The sequence below is a fragment of the Amycolatopsis sp. NPDC102389 genome (assembly GCF_044765885.1).
In the GTDB taxonomy this organism is placed as follows: domain Bacteria; phylum Actinomycetota; class Actinomycetes; order Mycobacteriales; family Pseudonocardiaceae; genus Amycolatopsis.
The window spans coordinates 63,775-82,040 of the sequence record NZ_JBIWKX010000039.1 but is presented as its reverse complement, the minus strand read 5'-3'; the positions used below and the strand labels follow the sequence as shown (position 1 = coordinate 82,040).

General features: G+C 67.7%; 19 protein-coding genes and 2 tRNA genes. 10 read left to right on the top strand and 11 right to left on the bottom strand.

The annotated features are described in order from the left end of the window. Positions 1–265: 265 nt before the first annotated feature. The 4 genes from ACIRGA_RS28330 to ACIRGA_RS28315 all read right to left on the bottom strand — a co-directional run bounded on the left by ACIRGA_RS28330 (position 266) and on the right by ACIRGA_RS28315 (position 3,875). Positions 266–1,021, bottom strand: a complete 756-nt coding sequence (locus ACIRGA_RS28330; RefSeq protein ID WP_400946336.1) for a DUF4386 domain-containing protein — start codon at positions 1,019–1,021, stop codon at positions 266–268. 346 nt (positions 1,022–1,367) lie between these two features. Then, positions 1,368–1,733 carry a hypothetical protein gene (locus ACIRGA_RS28325; RefSeq protein ID WP_400946333.1) on the bottom strand — a complete coding sequence of 122 codons (366 nt, stop codon included), beginning with the start codon at positions 1,731–1,733 and terminating at the stop codon, positions 1,368–1,370. Positions 1,734–1,798: 65 nt separating this feature from the next. Beyond that, positions 1,799–1,981 (bottom strand): hypothetical protein, encoded by a 183-nt coding sequence (locus ACIRGA_RS28320; protein ID WP_400946331.1) that lies wholly within the window; start codon positions 1,979–1,981, stop codon positions 1,799–1,801. A gap of 679 nt (positions 1,982–2,660) precedes the next feature. Then, positions 2,661–3,875 (bottom strand): PP2C family protein-serine/threonine phosphatase, encoded by a 1,215-nt coding sequence (locus tag ACIRGA_RS28315; protein WP_400946328.1) that lies wholly within the window; start codon positions 3,873–3,875, stop codon positions 2,661–2,663. A 144-nt stretch (positions 3,876–4,019) separates the two neighbouring features. On the opposite strand from ACIRGA_RS28315, the gene ACIRGA_RS28310 reads away from it, so the two are divergent. The 8 genes from ACIRGA_RS28310 to ACIRGA_RS28275 all read left to right on the top strand — a co-directional run bounded on the left by ACIRGA_RS28310 (position 4,020) and on the right by ACIRGA_RS28275 (position 9,431). Next, positions 4,020–4,466, top strand: a complete 447-nt coding sequence (locus ACIRGA_RS28310; protein WP_400946325.1) for a MarR family winged helix-turn-helix transcriptional regulator — start codon at positions 4,020–4,022, stop codon at positions 4,464–4,466. Between the two features lie 110 nt (positions 4,467–4,576). Beyond that, positions 4,577–5,440, top strand: a complete 864-nt coding sequence (locus tag ACIRGA_RS28305) for an STAS domain-containing protein (RefSeq protein WP_400946323.1) — start codon at positions 4,577–4,579, stop codon at positions 5,438–5,440. Continuing rightward, entirely contained in the window at positions 5,437–5,835 is a 399-nt protein-coding gene (locus ACIRGA_RS28300; protein WP_400946321.1) for an STAS domain-containing protein, read from the top strand. The genes ACIRGA_RS28305 and ACIRGA_RS28300 overlap by 4 nt, the downstream gene beginning before the upstream one ends. Then, entirely contained in the window at positions 5,825–6,244 is a 420-nt protein-coding gene (locus tag ACIRGA_RS28295; RefSeq protein WP_400946319.1) for an anti-sigma regulatory factor, read from the top strand. Before ACIRGA_RS28300 ends, ACIRGA_RS28295 begins: the two co-directional genes overlap by 11 nt. Beyond that, positions 6,241–7,239, top strand: coding sequence for an ATP-binding protein (locus ACIRGA_RS28290; RefSeq protein ID WP_400946316.1), 999 nt, complete (start codon positions 6,241–6,243; stop codon positions 7,237–7,239). Before ACIRGA_RS28295 ends, ACIRGA_RS28290 begins: the two co-directional genes overlap by 4 nt. Beyond that, complete coding sequence (locus ACIRGA_RS28285; RefSeq protein WP_400946314.1) at positions 7,236–8,423, top strand: PP2C family protein-serine/threonine phosphatase; 1,188 nt, start codon at positions 7,236–7,238, stop codon at positions 8,421–8,423. The genes ACIRGA_RS28290 and ACIRGA_RS28285 overlap by 4 nt, the downstream gene beginning before the upstream one ends. Before the next feature lie 82 nt (positions 8,424–8,505). Further along, positions 8,506–8,967 (top strand): ATP-binding protein, encoded by a 462-nt coding sequence (locus ACIRGA_RS28280; protein WP_400946311.1) that lies wholly within the window; start codon positions 8,506–8,508, stop codon positions 8,965–8,967. 65 nt (positions 8,968–9,032) lie between these two features. Then, on the top strand, positions 9,033–9,431 hold the full coding sequence (locus ACIRGA_RS28275) for an STAS domain-containing protein (RefSeq protein ID WP_400946308.1): 399 nt from the start codon (positions 9,033–9,035) through the stop codon (positions 9,429–9,431). A gap of 520 nt (positions 9,432–9,951) precedes the next feature. On the opposite strand, the gene ACIRGA_RS28270 is transcribed toward ACIRGA_RS28275, so the two are convergent. Both ACIRGA_RS28270 and ACIRGA_RS28265 read right to left on the bottom strand, forming a co-directional pair. Then, the gene (locus tag ACIRGA_RS28270; protein WP_400946306.1) at positions 9,952–10,401 is read right to left on the bottom strand and encodes a pyridoxamine 5'-phosphate oxidase family protein; all 450 of its coding nucleotides are present in this window, start codon (positions 10,399–10,401) and stop codon (positions 9,952–9,954) included. Between the two features lie 109 nt (positions 10,402–10,510). After that, on the bottom strand, positions 10,511–10,999 hold the full coding sequence (locus ACIRGA_RS28265; protein WP_400946304.1) for an iron chaperone: 489 nt from the start codon (positions 10,997–10,999) through the stop codon (positions 10,511–10,513). A gap of 116 nt (positions 11,000–11,115) precedes the next feature. Here ACIRGA_RS28265 and ACIRGA_RS28260 point away from each other — a divergent pair, with 116 nt between their 5' ends. Then, complete coding sequence (locus tag ACIRGA_RS28260) at positions 11,116–11,703, top strand: TetR/AcrR family transcriptional regulator (RefSeq protein WP_400946302.1); 588 nt, start codon at positions 11,116–11,118, stop codon at positions 11,701–11,703. 806 nt (positions 11,704–12,509) lie between these two features. Here ACIRGA_RS28260 and ACIRGA_RS28255 read toward each other — a convergent pair. From ACIRGA_RS28255 to ACIRGA_RS28245, 3 genes are all read right to left on the bottom strand, one after another. Continuing rightward, a tRNA-Glu gene (locus ACIRGA_RS28255) sits at positions 12,510–12,582 on the bottom strand. Between the two features lie 131 nt (positions 12,583–12,713). Further along, positions 12,714–12,785 (bottom strand) — tRNA-Gln (locus ACIRGA_RS28250). A gap of 51 nt (positions 12,786–12,836) precedes the next feature. Then, entirely contained in the window at positions 12,837–13,571 is a 735-nt protein-coding gene (locus tag ACIRGA_RS28245; protein ID WP_400946343.1) for an HAD family hydrolase, read from the bottom strand. 554 nt (positions 13,572–14,125) lie between these two features. Between ACIRGA_RS28245 and ACIRGA_RS28240 the strand changes: the two genes are divergently transcribed. Further along, positions 14,126–15,364 (top strand): FAD-dependent oxidoreductase, encoded by a 1,239-nt coding sequence (locus ACIRGA_RS28240; protein WP_400946300.1) that lies wholly within the window; start codon positions 14,126–14,128, stop codon positions 15,362–15,364. A gap of 72 nt (positions 15,365–15,436) precedes the next feature. Here the strand turns inward: ACIRGA_RS28240 and ACIRGA_RS28235 are convergent, their stop codons facing one another. Together ACIRGA_RS28235 and cimA are read right to left on the bottom strand one after the other, a co-directional pair. Further along, complete coding sequence (locus tag ACIRGA_RS28235; protein WP_016336525.1) at positions 15,437–16,207, bottom strand: fumarylacetoacetate hydrolase family protein; 771 nt, start codon at positions 16,205–16,207, stop codon at positions 15,437–15,439. 19 nt (positions 16,208–16,226) lie between these two features. After that, positions 16,227–17,852, bottom strand: coding sequence for a citramalate synthase (gene cimA, locus ACIRGA_RS28230; RefSeq protein WP_400946297.1), 1,626 nt, complete (start codon positions 17,850–17,852; stop codon positions 16,227–16,229). Positions 17,853–18,266 lie beyond the last annotated feature (414 nt).

The window sequence follows — 18,266 nt, the reverse complement described above, 5'->3', positions numbered from 1 at the left end:
CTCCTTTCACCGCATTAGACGCGGCGAAGGGAGCCTTCATCCCATCATCGGGCCGCCCGAGAACACGCCACGTTTGACCGTCGGCTCAATAGAACACTCTTTGCCACTCACGACTCTCTCGGGAAACAGTGCAGACTATCCAAACCGGACACATTCAGCTCAAAAAGTGTCCCTTGTGGACATTCACGGCGCGGTCGGCGGCCCTTGTCGGTCAGCGCGGACCCAGGCCACAAAGGTGCGCGGCACGCCATCTTTGACTTACCCCTCAATAGACCTCTTCAGCCATGGCTGGGAAGGTGAATCCCTTGGCGAAGAGCCAGATCGGCAGGACCACCTCGAAGACCGCGCCCGGAGCCAGTGCGATGAGCCCGACACCTTGTGTCAAATCAACCACATTGAAGAAGTCGAGGGCGCAGCCGACCAGCAGCGTCGGGTAGCTGACGATGCCGAGGACCGCGATCCAGCGCGGGATGAGTCTCGACCGGTGGAACAGAATGGCCATGCACAGGCCGGCCGCGGTGGTGACCAGGTAGATCAGCAACATGGCCACGCTTTGCTGTGCCTTCAGCGATGCGCCGAGACTCGTCGATGCGGCGGCATCGATGGTGCCGTCACGTAAGCCGGTTCCGATTTCGATGGCCATCAGAGGGACGGCCAGGTAGAACAGGCTCGCGGCGAGTTCGGCGACCCTGAAGCCGACATGCGCGAGTGCCAGCGATTCGCCGTGGCGTTTCAGCAAGGGGAAGAGGAGAACCGCGATACCCACCACCCCGAACTGCCCGCCCAGCAACAGCGCTGCCGTGGCCAGCGCGCCGGTGTGCGTGGACACGCCGATCAGGAAGCCCGGCTCGCTCAGAACCCCGGTGGTGAGCGAATCGGCGAAGATGAACGCGACGGTGGCTATGAGGAATAGGAGACCAATGAGGACCGCGGTCTTCCGGGTGGACGCTGTCGTCGGCCCAGCCGGCCGGGCCACCGGGCCGGTGGCGGGAGGCGTGACCGATCTTTCTGGTGCGGCCATCGGATTTCACTCTCTATTCAGTTGATTGGAATCGGTCGAGGTGACCCGTGCGCCCCGGATCACGAGCCACAGCGCCAGCAGGAACTCACCGAGTAACGTGAAGGTGGAGACATCGGTCCATGCCGGGCATCGTCGGGAACGTTCGGATTGCCGGGGATCGGCCATGAGCAGGCCTCTCGTGCGCTGCGGACGGCTTGTCGGCTCGTTCGGTCGTCACTATGACGACCGAACGTGCGCCGCCGGGTCCGGAGCGGTCCTTCAGATCATCGGGCGATGGCCGTTCCACTCGTGAAGGCAACGATGTGCTGTCTTCGACGATAGTCCCGTGCACCCCCGGAACGCAGGGTCAGTACGTCTCCCCGGGCCGGGGCAGGGCGAACCGGCGGATCAGCATCGTGGCCAGTGACCCGATGCCCAGCCACACGATCGCGGCGAGGCCGCTGTTGAGCAGCACTCGGAACTTCTCGTCGCCCGGGGTGAACAGGTCGTCGAACCCCAGCGAAACGCCGGCGGCGAAACCTCGGACGAACTCGGCCACCCCGTTCGCGGGGTTGGCCTCACCGAAAACCAGCACGATCCACGCCACGAGAACCGTCGCGAAAAGTCCACAAAGGACTCTGACGACGGTGCAGGAGACCGCCACCGTCCTCCGCCGGCTCCACCGCGACCGATCACGCTCCGCGCTGTCGGTGAACGGCTCGCGCTCCGCCATGATCCTCGTTCCCTGCCTCTCGGAGCGCGACGCGTGGCGCCATCGCCATCCCGCCGCCGGGCCGGTCATCGGCAGACCCGCCGGCGAGGCTTGGACTCGAGAAACCCTCCGCCGACGTGATGGATCACCGGGATCGAAGTGGCCCAGATGGCGAGGTCGACGAGCCCATGCTTCGCTCGATCACCCGACAACGACTTGGCGATGACGCCGGCCCCGAGGCCGAGCACGATCCAGGCGCGAATGCCCATGACGACTCCTTGGCGAACAAGCGGTTCGAGCCTGAGACGCCGAGGGCCGGGGCGAAACCCGATACGCCACGATCCGTTCCGCCGGTTCCGGACGGCCGATCGGGCGCTACCGTCAGCGTAGCCCCTGAACCCGGCACCGCGACCGTCGATGCGCGACCGGTACCTCAACCACGAAACGGGATCGGACGCAGGTCTTCTCCCCGATCACGCGGTAGAATCCCGACGACAGCGCCGGAGTGCCCAGACACCCGCCCTCGCGACGATCGACCGTCACACTGGCCGCACCTGTCTCTCGCCCGCGCGTGACCTTCCGCGGCGAGCCCCAGCGACGGCCGGTCGAGTCTGGAGCCCGGATCGTGAAACTCGTAACGCTCGATCTTCGCCGGTCGCGCCGCCCACGACCGGATCGCACGACACCCGGTACACACACCGACTTCCGGCTGGTCGCCGCCACGCGCGCCGTCTTCCGGCTACTACAGATCGCCCGGCTACACGAACAACCGATCATCCACGGCTCACGCTCGGCGGCCATCACCACACCGGCCAGGACCGACGACGCTCCATCCACAGAACCCCGGCCCCACCACTAGCCCGAGAGCGATTCCGCGGACGCGGGCACCACTCTCGTGCCGCTTCGATGAGGGCAGGTATGGGGTTCGCCCGACCAACCGCATCAATGTCAGATCATTGTGTCGCCGGTGGTCGCGATCGCGATGTCCGATTCCCGGTCGGTGCTGGGGTTCGAGCCGAACCAGTCGAGGCAGACGACCATGGCGTCGTCGGCGGCCAGCCCGCCGTCGCGGCGTTCGTGCAGTTCGGCGAGGACCGCGCTCGGAACATGCGCTGCGGGCAGATCCGCGGTCGCGAGGACGGCTTGGGTGAGTTCGCGGTCGCCGTAGAGTTCTCCGTGGGGTCCGGCCGCGTTGTACACGCCGTCGCTGACGAAGACGAACCGGTCGCCCGGCAAGGCTTGCAGGGTTTCGGCGGTGTAAATGGTGTCTTCGAAGGTGCCGAGGGGAAGCTGTTCGTCGAAGTGGACGCGTTCGACTTTGCCGTCGCGGAGCCGCCAAAGTCGGGGTGAGCCCGCGTCGACCGCGGCGATCTCGCCGGTGGCGAGGTCGAATTCCAGCAGGAGCGTGGCGACGTGTTCTTGGCCGCGGTGCTGCGCGTAGATGGCCTGATCGGCGAGTTCCGCCTGTGCGTCCAAGGGAATTCCGGCGCGGCGGGCGTTGCGCAACGCGTTGACGGCGAGGTTGGTCAGCAGGGCGGCGCTGCTGCCTTCGCCCATGCCGTTGACCAGCGTGACCGTCAAGGTGCGGGCGGAGGCCGACCAGTCGAAGCAGTCGCCGTAGATGGCGTAGGCGGGTTCCAGCTGGCCGCCGAGCGCGAATTCGGGACGGCTGCACGCGCGGCCGGGAAGCAGCTGCCACTGCATCTCCGCGGCGAGCGTCAGCCGTGACGAGCGGCGGGCCTGCACGTACAGGTCGGTGTCGCGGTCGGCGACGAAGACCTCGTGCCCGAGCGCCTCGGCGAACCGGCCGAGTTCGGCCCACACCGGCGGTTCCGGCTCTTCGGGCAGCGTGACGGCCAAGACGCCGAGCCGGTCGCCGCGCACGGTGACCGGGAGGTGGGCACGGATGCCGTCGTCGGCGGGTTCGAACGTCGCCCGCTGGGTGGTGAAGGCCTCGCCCGCCGCGGTGCCGTCCACCGGCATCGGTTCGGTCGTGTACGGCAGGACGGTCACTCGCCGCAGTTCGGTGAGGCTGTAGTCGGCCATCAGCAGTTCGACGGCGCCGGCACCGAAATGCTCGCTCAACGCCGCGCGCAGCCCGTCGAGCAGCGCATGAGGCTGGACGCCGCGCAGAACCCGTTCGACCGCCAAGGATCTGTCCACCGCGTGTGCCTCCTGCCCGCCCGGAACCCGGCGCCTGGAATCGAGCACACGGGAATGAGTCCGCACCGCTCCGTCGGACCGGTCGCAGGACGTGCCGCGGTGAGCTGAGCTGACAGTTCAGCATAAGGATGCGAGAGTGGGTCTGTGAATCGGTCCTCCGAGCCGCCCGGCACCGAGACGGTGGCGGCGGCCGTGACCGAGACGGCCGAGCTGCTCGAGATCATGTTCGAGCGGGCTCGCGAGGCGTCACCGCGTCCGCTGTCGACGTCCCAGGTACGCGCCGTCGTGGCACTCGATCACCACGACGGCCTGAACCTGCGCGCCCTCGCCGAGGTGCTCGGCTCCACCCCGCCGCTGGTGAGCCGCCTGTGCGACCGGCTGGAAGCGGTCGGATTCCTCGAACGGCTGCCCAGCTCGGCCAGCCGCCGGGAGATCACGCTGCGGCTCAGCGACCGCGGCCGCGCGTACCTGCGGGACCTGCGGGCCCGTCGGCGCGAAAGCCTGCGGGCGGTGCTGGAGAAACTCACCCCCGAAACCAGGGAGACGCTCGCCGCGGGCCTCCGGGAATTCCGCGAGGCGGCGGCCGACTAGATCCGGGTGTGACCCACCAGACTTTCTCCAGTAGGCTAACTATTGTCATATGACAACGGTTGCTGCTCCCGGACATCCAGAGGGCGGCCTGGAGCTCCTGGGAGGCCTCGGTGCTGAGGACGGACGACTCCGCCGTCCGGGACTTGCTGTCGCGGATCTTCGGCGAAGATCACGACGGGCTGGTCGACGACTGGGTCCGATGGCAGCTGACCGGCTCTTCGGCTCAGCTCGACGAGTCCGCGTTGCGACGCGAGGCGACCGAATTGCTCGGGGCGCTGCGTGACGCGCTCGAGACCGGCTTGCCGTCGGCACAGATCATCGAGCGCGATCAGGCGGTCCGCTCCGCGCTGCGCGGGCTCTCCGAACGGCGTGCTCGCGCGGGGACCGCGCCCGCCGTCACGGCTGCGGCGATCCTGGCGCTGAAGCGCACGACCCTGAGCGCGCTCGAACGCCGCAGCGAGGACCCGGCGGTGCGCTATCAGGCGTCACTGCTGGTCAACGAGCTCCTGGACGCCGCCGGGCTGCTCACCTTCTCGGTCTACGTCGAAGGGCGCGAGGAGATCATCCGGCGCCAGCACCAGCAGATGCTGGAGCTGTCCACGCCGGTGGTGCGGCTGTGGCGCCAGGTGCTGGCCGTTCCCCTGATCGGCACTCTCGACAGCGCCCGCACCCAGGTCGTGATGAACAACCTCCTGGAGGCCATCCAGACCCACGAAGCCCGCGTGGCGATCATCGACATCACCGGCGTGTCCACAGTGGACACCGCGGTGGCGCAGCATCTGCTGCAAACGGTCAGCGCGGTCCGGCTCATGGGCGCCGAATGCCTGATCAGCGGTGTCCGTCCGTCGATCGCGCAGACCGTCACGCAGCTCGGCATCGACCTCTCCCACATCGTGACCCGCGGCTCGCTGGCCGACGCCCTCGCCGCCGCCCTGGACCTGCTCGGCGACCGCACCCGCGCGGTGACCGGGTGACCACCCGCGCCGGCCTGCCGATCCTGCGGCTCGGGGACATCCTGATCAGCGGCTTGCTGGCCGACCTGGACGACACCACCGCGCTGCGGTTCACCGACGAACTCACCGGCCGGATCTCCGACGAGGGGATCCGCGGGGTCATCCTCGACATCTCGCGGCTGGAGATCATCGACTCCTTCGTCGCCCGGGTGCTGATGGAACTCGCCGCCACCGGCCGGCTCCTCGGTGCCCGCATGATCGTCGCCGGGATGCGCCCCGCCGTCGCGATCACGCTGTCCGAACTGGGGTTGCGGCTCACCGGCGTGCAGACCGCGCTCAACGCCGAACAGGCCATGGAACTGCTGGGGTGGCGCCGTCCCGCCGAGGCCGCCGAAGAGGCGCCTCATGCTTCCTGACGAACTCACCGACCAGGGCCCGCGCGAACACTCCGTCCGCGCCGAAGAAGACCTTCTCAGCGCCCGCCACGCCGTGCGGGCCAGTGCGGTCGCCGTGGGTTTCACCATCGTCGACCAGACCAAGATCGTCACCGCCGCCAGTGAACTGGTCCGCAACGCCTACATCCACGGTGGCGGCGGCACGATGACGATCACGGTCCTGCGAAAGGGTCGTGTGGGCCTGGAATTGACCGTGCGCGACAACGGCCCCGGCATCGCCGACGTCGAGCAGGCGATGACCGACGGCTTCTCCACCGGCGCCGGGCTCGGGCACGGGCTCGGCGGAACCCGGCGGCTCGTCGACGAGTTCACCATCGACACCGCTCCCGGCCGCGGCACCACGGTCACGATCGTGCGCTGGAAACCATGACCGTCACCGTCGCGGAACCCGCCCGCCAGATCCGCATCGACCACGTCAGCGCGGTCTACACGGCGGCGCGCGCCGCCCGCGAAGTCGCCGCGGAAACGGGGCTGCCCGAGGTACTGGCCGAACGCGCGGCCGTCATCGCCTCCGAACTGGCGGGCAACATCGACAAACACGCCACCGACGGCACGGTCTTCGTCCAACGCTCCCTCGCCGGAGTCGGCGTGGACATCTACGCCGCGGATTCCGGGCCGGGCATGGCCGATCTGGACTACTGGCGCATCGACGGCCACACCACGACCGCGACGCTCGGTACGGGCCTCGGCGCCGTCGGCAGGCTGGCCACCGAGTTCCGGATCCGGTCGGCGGCGGGCTCGGGCACCACCGCGGCGGCACGAACACTGGTCACCGGAACGAACGCGCCAGCCGTCGCTCACGTCCGCCTGGCGCGCGAAGGGGAAGACCGGTGCGGTGACGGCCTGGCGCTCGCCACCCTGTCCGGTGCGAGGACCATCGCCGTCGTGGACGGCCTCGGCCACGGTCCCGCGGCGGGTGACGCGGCGGTGGCCGCGATCGACGTCTTCCGCCGTAACCCGGGCCGCCCGCTCCGCGACCATCTCACCGCCATGCACCGGTCGCTGCGGCAGACCCGCGGCGCCGCGGTCGCGCTGGCCCGGATTTCCGGCGGCCTGCTCGAATTCTGCGGTGTGGGGAACATCGGCGGCCTGGTGCTGACGCCAGGGCAGAGCCGGCCGCTGCTCAGCATGCCGGGCATCGTCGGCTTCACCCTGCCGGACACCCACGTCCGGACCGTGAACCTGCCCGAACACCACCTCGTCGTCCTGCACACCGACGGAATCGGCACCGGCTGGCGCGGCGCCGCACCCCTCGGCCCTCTCCCGGTCCCGGCACTGCTCGCCGCCGACCTCGCCCACCGGCACCGCGACCCGCACGACGACGCCACCCTGATCGTGATCGGATCCGGAACGGGCACGCCATGACACACTCCCCCGTCGCCCCGTTACGCCACCGCCTTCGCAAGGCCTGCGCCGCCGCGGGAGTCACCGCCGACGACCGCGCCAAACTGGTCCTCGCGGCGACCCTGCTCGCCGAACACGCGGGGCAGCCACCCGAACTGTCGACCCACGCGGGGGACGGCAGGCTCGCCGTCACCCTCCGACTGCCCGGCCCAGTGGGGCAGGACCACCGCAACGCCCTGCCCCTGCTGCCCGACGCCGGTGACAGCGCGACCCTGACCTGGCACCTCCCCGCCGTCCATGACACGGCGACCGTTCCCGAAGACGACGAACTGGCCACCCGCGAGGAAATGCTCGCCCTGATCGCCCGCGCCGACGCCGTCACCCAGGAGCAGCGCGAGCTCAAACACGAACTCGCCGAAACCAACAGCGGCGTACTCGCCATGTACGTCGAACTCGAACAACGAGACGAACAACTCCGGCAGGCCCACGCGGTGATCTTCCGCGAACTCGAAGACGCCCTACGCCCGCCGCCGCCACCCGTGGACGCTTTCGAACTGGCCGTGCACTACGCGCCCAGCGAGCCGGACTCCCCCACCGGCGGTGATCTCTACGACTGGTTCGTCCTGCCCGACGGGAAGGTGCACATCACCCTCGTCGACGCCGTCGGCCACGGTGTCACCTCGACCCGGCACGCGCTGACCGTCACCCACGCCATCCGCACCCTGGCGCTGGAGGGCCATCCCCTCCACGACCTGATCGCCCGCGCCGCCAACGCCCTGGCGACGATCGAGCCCGGCTTGATGGCGACCGTGCTGCTCGCCCGGCTCGACCCGGCGACCGGCGACGTCACCATCGCCAACGGCAGCCATCCCCGGCCGGTCCTCATCACCTCCGCCGGCGACACCGAACTACTGGTGCCCGCTCGCGTCGGAAGAGGCGTCGGCTTCCCGGACCCCGGCAACGGAAGCCTCGTCCGCCGCACCCTCGCCGCGGGCGATCTGCTCCTGCTGTACACCGACGGCTTGACCGAAAGCCGCAAGAATCATCAGGAAGGCGAGGATCGGCTACTGGCCGCCGCACCGCGCCACGCCGGAAAATCCACAGCGACGATCCCCGGTGCACTCGCCGCCGAAATGCACGACGTGGTCCTGCACGCCGACGACACCGTCGTGATCGCGATCCGGCGCAGACCGGCATCACCATAGTTTGCTTTTGTTCACCACGGGGTACTGAATTCAGTGCGCGATGTTTCCAAGCAAACGTCCAAAAACGAGGCGGGTGGGACGAATGTCAACACAGCCAGGGACAACTGAGCGCAGCGAGCCCGATCCGGACACCGTGACCTACGACCTGGACACGACCACCACCAGGGACGTCCGGCACGGCGTCCGCCAGGCACTGAGCCACTACCGGGGGCTCGCGGTGGACGACGCGGTCCTGGTGGCCGACGAACTGGTCAGCAACGCCCACCAGCACGGCGAGGCGCCACGCGCCTGCCGCCTCGGACTCACGCATCGAGGCCGGAGCCTGCGGATCGAGGTCGACGACGCTTCGCCGCGCCAACCACGGCGGCGGACCCCGGACGGTTCCGGCGGGCGCGGATTGATGCTGATCGACCGGCTCGCCTCCGCCTGGGGCGTCCGGAACCAGGCCGGTCACAAGACCGTGTGGGCCGAGCTCGCGCTGAACCGCGAGGGAAGTCACGCACCGCATCTGGCCACGGTCCGCACCTGGCACAACGGGGGCTAGCCATGCCCCGCACCGGAACGCGCGGAACCCGGCCCGGCATCGCCGGTCCGGTACCGTGGAACGCTGTGAGCGAACCGTTCCAGGCCGAGCCGCCACCACCCGACCTGGATATCGTGAGTCGTGTCGTGAGCGGGAACATCGTGGTCACGGTGATCGGCGAAGTCGACACCGAGGCGGCGCCGGCACTACACGCGGCGGTCAGCACCGCTCTCGACGACACCGCCGATACCTGCGTGCTGGATCTGACCACAGTGGACTTTCTCGACTCCGCCGGCCTCGCCACACTGGTCACCACCGACGCTTACGCGGCAGAACAAGGGAAATCCCTGCGCATCGCGGTGGACTCCAACAGCCCCGTGATCCGGCCCATCGAAATCACCGGCCTCGACATCGTGCTCAGGCTCTACCACACCGTAGACGAAGCCCTCGAAGCCTCAAACCGCCCTCCACAGTCGGCACACTGACAGCGAAAGCAGGACTCCGCGACGGGAAACCTTTGTGTCGCTTCAACATTCACCACCAGATGGCGGAGTACCAGCGCACGCGAAGACCAGCACGGTGCAGGGAATGCCGACTCATCGGGCACCCGGCGTTCAGGTTGCCGGTCTGCCGCGGACGATCGACAGCTCAGGCCCCGCCGGTTGACCTACCAGACGGCGGGGCCGAACCATTCGGCCAACGCTCCTTCGATCGGCCGGAACATCCCCTGCGTTTCAGGCGCCGAGGCGTCTGTGGAGGCGCGCCGCAAGCCCAGGGGCGACTTGGTTGAGTTGTTCGCCACCGCCACACCGCGTCTCCGCCAGGTCCGCGTAACGGCTCCCCTCATCGGTTCGACCGATGTGCGAAACCTCGCGGAGGCCAGTGGAGCACCGAAGACGAGAGCACGTCGTGGCTCACCGAACATCGAGTTCTCACGATCGAGGCCCTGTCCCGCCTCGCCGCCCAACACGCCGAGATCTCACACCTGGATACTTGCCGGCGTGGTCAGCCGAGCCAGCGTCCGTCGCGCATGAGGTCGCGTCCCCGCAGTTCGTTCTCTTCCCGCCAGGCCTGGATACGCCGCGGCCGGATCTGGAAGTACTGGTAGGGCTCGGCGAGCCGGCGCGGGTCGAAACCGGTCCTGGTCGCGAACGCGTCGCCCGTCTCAGGGGCGGGGTCCACCGGCTCGGCGGCGCCGTCGACGATGACGACGTCGCGGGTCGGTCCGAGGCTGAGCCGCACTCGGCCATCGGCCAGCAGGTTGCGGGCGGTGACCGAGGTTCGCGGTGTCGAGACGAGGAAGGCGGTGCCGTCCCAGAGGTAGGAGAGGGGGACGAGGTGGGCACCGCCGCCCGTGGAGCCCGACGTCGCGATCCAGACATCGACATCGTTCTCCAGTTTCGCGCGGGTGTCCCGCAGTCTTTCGTCGAGTCCACGCGGCGGTGCGCCCGTCATACTTTCCTCCTGTTATTCGCGTGCGGACACATCAGGACGTGAATGCCGACAATGCCGTAGCCTCACAGCGACTTCGCCGCGGGCTTCAGCGACGTGGCACCGGCGTCGATCACGCCGGTTCCGCGGCCGCTTCCCGATTCCCGGCCGGTGCCACCGCCTGCTCCACCAGCGCACCGATCCGCGCCTCCACGTCAGCCGTGACATCGGTCAAGGCGAAACCCGCGGCCCACATCGGGCCATCGTCCAACGTGGCCAGATCACTGAACCCGAGCGTCGCGTAGCGCGCCTTGAACTTCTCCGCGCTCTGGAAGAAGCACACCACCTTCCCGTCCAGCGCGTAGGCGGGCATCCCGTACCACAGCTTCGGCTCCAGGACCGGAGCGTTGGCCTTGACGACGGCATGGACACGCTCGGCCATGATCCGGTCCGCTTGCCGCATCTCGGCGATCTTCGCGACCACGTCCCGCTCCGCTTGTGCCGCCTTGTCCGCACGCGAACTGCCGCGCCCCGCGGCTTTCTGTTCCGTGGCACGGTCCTTCATCGCGGCGCGCTCTTCGGCGGTGAAGCCCTCGTGCGTCCTGCTTCTACTGCTGCCCATCGCAGCGTCCCTTCCGACGATCCCAATATCGGCACGCACCGTGCCGATCGGGCACGATGATGCGCCCAGCACCCACGACTTGTCAACGGCACGCTACGTGCCGATAGAATGACGGTATGTCCGATCAGCCCGCCACACCGCGACGTAGAGGCGCCGCGCGCACCGACGAACTGCTTCAAGTGACCCTCGACCTCGCCGCGGAGGTCGGCTACGCGGGACTGAACATCGAGGCGGTCGCCCGCCGGGCCGGGGTCGGCAAACACACCATCTACCGACGCTGGCCATCCAAAGCGGCACTCCTGCTGGACGCGCTCAGTCGCGTATGGACCACCGACCTCGACTACCACGACACCGGCGATGTCCGAACAGACCTGCGCGAACAGTTCCTGCGCTCCGCCCCCGCACTCTCCAGCCCACCCATCGGCCCCGTCTACCGAGGATTGATCGCCGAGGCACAGTCCGACCCGGCACTACGAGCGACCCTGCACGAACGATTCCTGCTCACCGTGGAGAAACGCACCCTCGACAGGATCACCCGCGCACAACACGCCGGCGAACTGGTCGCCGACGTCGATCTGGAATTCGCGGCCGAGGTCCTGTGCGGCACGCTGTACTACCGCCAACTACTGTCCACCCGCCCCATCGACGACAACGCCGTCGACAACCTGCTGGACATGTTCATGGCCGCCTACCGCACCCGGTGAACAAACCGCAACGGCGTCTTCAACCGTCGAGCCACGAAGTCCCGGCGAGGCAAGGTCAACGATCCGTACAAGTGGGTCTGGTCACCCAAACCCGTCCACGAGCCACTCGCACCCAAGTGGATGTTCGACGAACGCACCGGCCGTCGCGCAGCACGACGCGGTTCGCGGGCCGACGTACTACCTGTGCGGGCCCCGCAAGAACAACCGCGGTGTCCCTGCCCCTCACGCCGATCTGCCCACCGCGGTCAGGATCCGCGAAGACGAACTCCTCGACGCCGTCGGACGGTTCTTCGGGACCTGACCATACGTCCATTCTGGAAGCCAGACCCGGCCACAGTGGACGACACCGCCGCCCGGACGCGCGCAGAAGAACGAGAGCGACTTCAACGACATCTCACCGAGATCGAACGAAAACAAGGAGCCCTGCTCCGTCAGGCCCAAGACGGCGCGCCTGGCGGCAAGCAAGAACGCCGTTCAAGCCGAGATGGCCCAACTGGACGCCCAGGACGCTGAGTAACCAGCACCACACATCCCATCAGACCTGAGCTCTAGACGCCGTTCCCTACCTGAGGGTCAACTTGGCCAGGGCGCCGCAGCCCCTGCTTCAGGCACTCTTCGAGATGACACAGCTCACCGTGCAGCTGAACGGTCTCGGCGACGTCGTGACGATCGGGGTTAAACTGCCAGCAGATCAAGTGACCGCGATAGCGGAAGCAGGAGAAAGGATCACCGACGCGATGTCAGCTTCCGAAAAAGCAAAAAGCGCCGATCAAAATGATCGACGCTCTTTGCGTGGAAGCTGCGCGTACCCCCGATGGGATTCGAACCCACGCTACCGGCGTGAGAGGCCGGCGTCCTAGGCCGCTAGACGACGGGGGCTAGGATCTTCCTCCTCTGAGAGGAGGTTTTCAGTTGTTCACCTGCTGTGTTGCTGTGGAGAAACTTACCAGACCGGGTTTCCCGCCTTCGCAGGGGGGTCACTCTGTGTTTCACTCCGGAGAGTTCTCCAGCTGGGGTACCAGGACTCGAACCTAGACTAACTGGACCAGAACCAGTCGTGCTGCCAATTACACCATACCCCAGTGAGGTACCGTTCCGACCTTGACCGGCTCGGTGCCGCACGAGAAAGAATACTAGAGCACGCTGTTCCGCACCGTGAAAGCGGGGGTCTCCGTAGCGCGCTGAGCGGGCACGCCGAGCTTCGCGAACTCGGAAACGAGCAGCTCAGGCAGCTCGTCAAGGCCCGAGATGGTGTGCACGCCCGCCGGGGCGCGCTCGGCGATGCCGTCCCGGTCGAGCCAGACGGCACCCAGGCCGGCGTCGCGGGCGCCGATGGCGTCGGTGTCGAGTTTGTCGCCGACGTGGACGGCTTGCGCCGGGTCGCAGCCGAGGCCGAGGCAGACCGAGTGGAACATCGCCGGGTCCGGTTTGGCTACTCCGAGTTCACCGGCGATGGCCACGTGGTCGAAGAACCGGGCGAGTCCGAGGTCGGCGATCTTCTTGCGCTGATGCGTACCTGAGGCGTTCGTGACCGCCGCGACGAGAACACCGGCGGCTCGCAGCCATTCCAGGCACGGGAGGACATCTTCGAACAATTGCCACGAACGGGTGAGAATTTCACGACGCCGTCTTTCGAAGCCGCTGACCTGGTCTTCGTCGGCCAAAATGCCGATCTCGGCGAGGAAGCATTCAGTACGCTTGTGATGCATGGTCGCGTAATCGATTTCGCCCGCGACCACCAGCGCGACATGCTCTTCGGTGATCAGATCCCACAGTGGCCAAAGGTCGTTCTGGCCGGTGAGCGCGCGCAGGCTGCGGCGGATCGCCGCCGTGCAGTCGATCAGCGTGTCATCGATGTCGAGGCACACCAACCGCAACTCCGGGGGCTCCCACGGGGCGCCCTCCGGAGCGTCCGGCGCGATTCGTGACGGGGTCCGGGGCACGAGAGCGAAATCCACCAAGTGAGGCTAGGGCACCCAGCGCGATCGCGACTCTGCCGATGAGGTGATAAAGGCTGCTCTGTTCCGGCGCGGGCACTCTACTCCCAGTTGGTGAGATGACGTGTTTTAGTTACCGGACAACGGCTAACGCTGGCGGCCGGGTGAATTGCCGCTACCCGTGTGCCCATCCGATTCGCCGCGCGCACGCCCTGTGATGACAACGAAATCCTTGTCCCCCTTGAGACACGGACCGTCCACAAGGGCACTTTCGTGATCGCCGTCCTTCCGGGACCGTCGCGCGACGCCGTCGAGTCCTTTTTGGACATTCACTTCACCACCGGACGACCCGCGCGGATCAGTGAGACCCAGGCCATAGCCCGAACAGGCCATCCGCCCGGTTGGCGCTTGACGCGCCCGTCGGACGGGTGCATGCTGAGCTTATTCAACAAGTGATGAATAAGAGGTTCGAAGGGGTGGGACGGATGAACGAACGTACGAACTGCGTGGTCGTCGGCGGTGGCCCCGCGGGGATGGTCGCCGGATTGCTGCTGGCCAGGGCCGGGGTCGAGGTCACCGTGCTGGAGAAGCACAAGGACTTCCTGAGGGACTTCCGCGGCGACACCGTGCACCCGTCGACGTTGACCCTGCTCGACGAGCTGGGCCTCAGCGAGAAATTCCTCAGCCTGCCGCACAGCGAGATCTCCTACGCCGGCTTTCCCGCCGAGGACGGCACAATGATGCGCCTCGCCGACCTGACCAGGCTGAAGGTGGCGCACCCGTACATCGCCATGGTCCCCCAGTGGGACTTCCTGGACCTGCTCGCCGACGCCGGCGCGAAGGAGCCCACGTTCACGCTGCGGCAGAGCACCGAGATGACCGGGCTGATCTTCGAACACGGCCGGGTGAGCGGGGTCCGCTACCGCGACGCCGACGGGAACACCGGTGAACTGCGCTCCGACCTGGTGATCGCCGCCGACGGACGCTGGTCGCTGGCCCGTCGCGAAGCCGGGCTGATGACGAAGGACTACGCCATCCCGTTCGACGCGTGGTGGTTCCGGATCTCGCGCCGGGACGGCGAGCTCGAAGGCATGCTGACCCCGAAGATGCGGGATCGCCGGTTCGCCGTGCCGTTGCCGCGCAAGGGCTACTTCCAGATCGCGTACCTCAGCCCCAAGGGCGACGACCTCCGGGAAAACGGCATCGAGGCGTTCCGGGAGAACGTGGCCGCGATCCTGCCGGAGCTGGCCGACCGGGTGGACGAGCTGAAGACGACGGACGACGTCAAGTTCCTCGACGTCAAGATGAACCTGCTGCGGAAGTGGCACCTCGACGGGCTGCTGTGCATCGGTGACGCGGCGCACGCGATGTCGCCGGTCGGCGGGGTCGGGATCAATCTCGCGGTGCAGGACGCGGTCGCGGCGGCCACCCTGCTCGCCGAGCCGCTGCGCCGGGGCAGGCCGTCGGTGGCGGACCTGGCGAAGGTCCGCAAGCGCCGTCTCGCGCCCACGATGCTGGTGCAGGGGCTGCAGCGGATGTTGCACAAGAACGTCATGAAGCCGGTCATGGAGGGCAAGCGCAACGGTCCGCCCGCGGCGATGGTGAAGCTGTTCAGCCGGTTCCCCGTGCTGTCCTACGTCCCCGCGCGGCTGCTGGGCCTGGGGCTGCGGCCCGAGCACGCCCCGGCCTTCGCACGGCGGGTGATGGAGCCTGCCGGGAGCTGACGGCCCCGAACGCCATGAACGGTCCGTTCCTTGAGAATTTCGCAAGGAACGGACCGTTCATGGGGCGCTAGGTCAGATGTCCTGCACCGGGTTCGTCAGGGTGCCGATGCCTTCGATGGTGATCGAGACCGACTGGCCGTCCTCGATCGGGCCGACGCCCTCGGGGGTGCCGGTCAGGATGACGTCGCCGGGCAGCAGGGTCATCACCCCGGACACGAACTCGACGAGCTCGGGGATCTTGTGCACCAGGTCCGACGTCCGGCCGTCCTGTTTGAGCTCACCGTCCACCTCGGACTTGAGCGCGAGATCGGCCGCGTCGAGCGAGGTCTCGATCCACGGGCCCAGCGGGCAGAAGGTGTCGAAACCCTTCGCCCGGCCCCACTGGCCGTCGGACTTCTGCAGGTCACGCGCGCTGACGTCGTTCGCCACCGTGTAGCCGAGGATCGCGCTCGCCGCACGGGCGGCGGGCACGTTCTTGACCGGCTGACCGATGACGATCGCCAGCTCGCCCTCGAAGTCGACACGGCCGACACCGCGCGGACGGCGGATGGGCACGTTCGGGCCGATCACCGTGGTCGACGGCTTGATGAACAGCATCGGGTCCTGCGGGACCTCGTTGCCGAACTCGGCCGCGTGCTTGGCGTAGTTCCGGCCGACCGCGATCACCTTCGACGGCAGGATCGGCGCGAGCAGCCGGACGTCGGCGAGGGGCCAGCGTTTGCCGGTGAAGTTGGGGTTGCCGAAGGGGTGCTCGGCGATTTCCAGTACCTGGGCGTCGTCGCCGTCCCCTTCGATCGAAGCGAACGCGACACCACCGGGATGAGCAATTCGGGCTAGACGCACTCCCCCACTGTACGACTCCTCACGCCGGGCCCTCGCTGAGGGACTTGTGCACGAGCGCGTCGCACAGCGCCAGCCAGCTGGCCTCGACGATGTTGCCGTGCACGCCGACGGTGGTCCACTCGCGCTCGCCGTCGCTGGTCTCGACGAGCACGCGGGTGACGGCGTCGGTGCCCGGATGGCCGGGCAGGATCCGCACCTTGTAGTCGGCCAGCTCGACACTGTCCAACCAGGACAGATGCGGGCTGAGCGCCTCGCGCAGGGCGGCGTCGAGCGCGTGCACGGGGCCGTTGCCCTCGGCGGTCGCGATCACGCGCTGCCCGGCGACGTGCACCTTGACCGTCGCTTCGGAGACGACCTCGCCGTCGGACCGGTGGTCCAGGACGACCCGGTACGACTCGAGTTCGAACGGCGGGTCGTCGAGGACGTCGCTCTGCGGGCCGTCGACCTCCCGCCGCAGCAGCAGTTCCAGCGAAGCGTCCGCGGCTTCGAAGGACCAGCCTTCGGATTCGAGGCGCTTCACCTTCTTCACGGCGCTCGTCAGCGCCTCGGGCTGGCCGGCAAGGTCGACCCCGAGCTCACGTCCCTTGAGCTCCAGGCTGGCCCTGCCGGCCATCTCGGTGACCAGTACCCGCATGTCATTGCCGACAGAAGCTGGATCGATGTGGTTGTACAGCAACGGATCCACCTTGATCGCGCTCGCGTGCAGTCCCGCCTTGTGGGCGAAGGCCGACGCCCCTACGTAAGCCTGGTGGGTGTAGGGGGCGATGTTCGCGATTTCGGCAAGGGCATGGGAGACCCGGGTGAGCTCGGCGGCGCCTCCGGTCGGGAGGACCTCCATTCCGAGCTTGGTCACCAGATTTCCCGTCACGGCGAACAGATCGGCGTTACCCGCCCGTTCGCCGTAACCATTGGCGGTGCACTGGACGTGCGTCACGCCGGCCTGCACGGCGGCGACGGAATTCGCCACCGCGCAGGAAGTGTCGTCCTGGCAATGGATTCCGAGCCGGAATCCGGTCCTTTCCTTGACCTCGCGGACGGTTTCCGCGAGACCGAGCGGCAGCTGTCCGCCGTTGGTGTCGCACAGCACGGCGACGTCGGCGCCCGCGTTCATCCCCGCGTCGAGCACCTTCAAGGCGGTGTCCGGGGAGAACGCGTAGCCGTCGAAAAAGTGTTCCGCGTCAAGGAAAACGCGGCGTCCTTCGCCGACGAGGAACGCGACGGTGTCCCGTACCATCTCGCACGCTTCGTCGACGTCGACCCGCAGCGCGCGTTCGACGTGCCGCAGGTCCGATTTGGCCACCAGCGTGATCACCGGGGCCTGGGAATCGAGCAGGGCCCGCACCTGCTGGTCCTGCTCGGCCTTGGCGCCCGCCTTCCGCGTCGCGCCGAAGGCGACGAGCGCGGCGTGGCGGAGTTTCAGTTCACCCGAAGCCGCGCGGGCGAAGAATTCCGTGTCCTTGGGCAGCGCGCCCGGCCATCCGCCTTCGATGAACCCGACCCCGAGATCGTCGAGCAGCCTCGCCACCGCCAGTTTGTCCGTGACGGAGTAGGAGATCCCCTCGCGCTGCGCGCCGTCGCGCAACGTCGTGTCGTACAGGTGGAAGGCGTCGCCGAGCGGTGTATCGGCGGGCTCCTTGCGGGTCACGGGGGACTCCTCATGGTGGTGGCAAAACGTGTTCAGGCAACAAAAAAACCTCCCGCATGGGTGCGAGAGGTTGCGCGCCGGGGGCTCTTGTGGAGCTGTTATCCGGCGCGCTCGGCGATAATGATGGTGCAGGAGGTCACGGACGCATCATGGCACACGCCTCCGGCGGGCGTCCACAAGCCGGGCGGAAGATTCCATACTCCGGGACGACGCTCCCGTGCCGCCGACGTCGCGAAAGCCACTTTCGGGACATCAGACGTCGCGAAAGTGGCTTTCGCGACGCACTTCCACATCACCAGGTCCCCGAAGTACGTGAACGCGAGAGCGCGACGGCGGCCTGGCGAGTCACCTCTCGTGAGTGGGGGGGTGGGGGTTTTGAGCGCAAACGACCACACCACCCCCCCCCACCACCCA